Annotated in this window: 2 protein-coding genes and 1 tRNA gene; 1 reads left to right on the forward strand and 2 read right to left on the reverse strand. The window is 69.9% G+C overall.

Annotated elements, in window-relative coordinates; translation table 11 throughout:
- Window positions 1–69 precede the first annotated feature (69 nt).
- Together ACFVYE_RS12135 and ACFVYE_RS12140 are read right to left on the reverse strand one after the other, a co-directional pair.
- Window positions 70–1,401, reverse strand: a complete 1,332-nt coding sequence (locus ACFVYE_RS12135; RefSeq protein ID WP_389605496.1) for a protein kinase — start codon at window positions 1,399–1,401, stop codon at window positions 70–72.
- A 96-nt stretch (window positions 1,402–1,497) separates the two neighbouring features.
- On the reverse strand, window positions 1,498–2,046 hold the full coding sequence (locus ACFVYE_RS12140; protein ID WP_093895034.1) for a DNA-binding protein: 549 nt from the start codon (window positions 2,044–2,046) through the stop codon (window positions 1,498–1,500).
- 171 nt (window positions 2,047–2,217) lie between these two features.
- On the opposite strand from ACFVYE_RS12140, the gene ACFVYE_RS12145 reads away from it, so the two are divergent.
- Window positions 2,218–2,290, forward strand: a tRNA-Ala gene (locus ACFVYE_RS12145).
- The last annotated feature ends 93 nt before the right edge of the window (window positions 2,291–2,383 follow it).

Raw genomic sequence — 2,383 nt, forward strand, 5'->3', positions numbered from 1 at the left:
GCGCCGCCGCCGGGGGGGTCGCGGCGAGCGCCCTCCGCCGCCCCGGCAGGGGGCCCCCCCCGGCCGTGCTCAGCTCTGGGTCAGTGCCCAGATGCCCACGGCGAAACAGATCAGCGCCACCAGCAGGACCGGGACCGCCACCTTCGGAGGCGGTCCCGGACGCTTCTGCGGTGCGTGCGCGGGAACAGCGGCCGAGAGGTGCGGGGGAACCCCTGCTCCGGGAGCGGGAACCTGCGGCTGCCCGGCTGTGTACGCGCGGGTGAGAGCCGGCTCGTGCTGCACCGCGGCAGTGGGGGCCCGCGAAGGATCCGGCGCGGGGAAGGGGGAAGCCGTGTGCGCCGGGATGGGTGCGGGGGGCGTGGCCGGCTGCGCCGGATGGGGCAGCGGTGTGGGCTGCTGCGGAGGCGGAGGGAGGTGGAAGCTGCCCGTTTCCGACATCGGGACCGGCGGCTGGGTGTAGGGCTGGGCGGACTGGTCCGTCTGTGCGGGCTGCGCGTCCTGTGAGGCTGTCCGGGGAGCCGCGATCGGTCCGGCAGGGCCGAAGCCCGCAGGCAGCGGCCCGAGTTGGTCGAAGACCTCCACCGGCTCGTCGTCGGCGCCGGGCTCGGGCAACATGTCGACCGCGGCCGTCAGCGCCTTGCGCGCGCCCGTGGCCGTACGGAACCTGGCCTGGGGATCCGGCTGCAGCAGCCCCGCGAGCACCTGCCACAACGGCTCGGGAATCCCCTCCGGGGCGCTGGGAGTGCCGTACGAGGCGAAGTGCTCGACGATGGCCCGCCCGTCCGGCTTCTTCCCCTGCAGCAGATACAGCGCGACCAGTCCGACCGCGAAGAGGTCCGCGGGGAAATCGGGCTCCGCGCCCATCATCTGTTCGGGCGCGAAGTAACCGGGCGTTCCCACCACGTAGTTGGTCTCTGTGAGCCGCGGCTCACCCTTGCGCATGGAGATACCGAAGTCGGACAGCCGCAGATGCGGCCGTCCGGTGCCGGTGGCCTCCATCAGGATGTTTGCGGGTTTGATGTCACGGTGCACGACGCCCTCCGCATGCACCGTCGACAGTCCGGACAGCAGTTGGTCGAGCAGCGTGCAGACGAAACGAGGAGGCAGCGGTCCGTAGTCGCCGATGACATGCGCCAGCGAACCACCGCTCACCAGGTCCATGGTGAACAGGACCTTGTCGTCGTCCGCGGCCCAGCTGGCCGGAGCGAGCACATGCGGATGCTCGATCCGCAGCGCCTGCTCGCGGACGAATCGCAGCAGCGTGTGTGCGTCACTCTGCTGGAGGACCTTGGCCGCCACATAACGGCGGCGCCGGTGGTCCCAGGCGCGCCAGACGGCGCCGACCCCACCACGTCCGATCGGATCGATCAGTTCGTACCGACCGGCGAAGACCTCACCCATTGCGCTGCGCCCGCTCCCAGTTCCTGTTTCGGCTCGTGCCCGGCTCTCGGGGGTAGTGCCCCAGTACTCCAGCGGGAACCAGGGCATGAAAGGGCCCTAGCTCTGGTGTCCCTCGTAGTGCGCCACCGCGTCCGCGGTGCGCCCTGCGCCGTACACCTTGAGGAACTCTGCCAGTTCCGGGTGGGTCGGGGCGAGGGAGTCGGCGGCATCGATGATGTCACCGGCGGCCGCGACGGACCGCAGCAGCGACTGGATCTCACGCACCACGCGTCGGACGGTCGGGGCGCCGCCGGTGTTGGAGGTCTGGCTGGTGCCGGTGAGGACGGAGCCGCCCTGGGACTTCTTGATCTCTTCCATGCGATCGGTGGCCTCTCCCGCGCTGACACTGCCGTCGGCGACCTGGCCGGCCAGTTCCTGGAGCGCCTGGACACGCTGGACGACCGCGGGGTTGCCGATCTTCGCCCGCTGACCGCTCATCAGCTGGGAAAGCATGGGGGCGGACAGCCCGAGGACTGCGGCGAGCCGGGCCTGGTTCAGGCCGAGATCATCGATCAGCCGGCGGAAGAGCGCCCCGAGAGGTTCTCCGTACCAGCTGCGCTGAAGCTCCCTGGCTCTTGCTGTTGCCTCTTGCTGAGCTGCATCCATGGCGTCTCCCCTTCGCTGCGGCTTCGCTGCTGCGAACCTCGTCGAGCATCTTACGGAGAGTGGTCGCCGACCGGGAGTCCCCATCTTTTTGCAAGATTCCGGGGAGTACCCGGTACTCTGGTCTGCGGCGGGCGCCGAGACGCTGAAGCGTCTGGTGCTGTCCGCTTTTTCGGGGCCTTAGCTCAGTTGGTAGAGCGCTGCCTTTGCAAGGCAGATGTCAGGAGTTCGAATCTCCTAGGCTCCACAGGTGACAGAACGGGCGCCGGAAGACCGCAGGTCTTACGGCGCCCGGTCCACGTGGCGGGGGGGTTCAGCGGCGGGCGGGGAGAACGGGGCC

The organism is Streptomyces sp. NPDC058239, assembly GCF_042882185.1.
Lineage (GTDB): Bacteria > Actinomycetota > Actinomycetes > Streptomycetales > Streptomycetaceae > Streptomyces.

Coding starts and splice junctions, on each gene's coding strand:
- ACFVYE_RS12140 (WP_093895034.1), bottom strand. CDS start 2,046: ATGGATGCAGCTCAGCAAGAGGCAACAGCAAGAGCCAGGGAGCTTCAG.
- ACFVYE_RS12135 (WP_389605496.1), bottom strand. CDS start 1,401: ATGGGTGAGGTCTTCGCCGGTCGGTACGAACTGATCGATCCGATCGGA.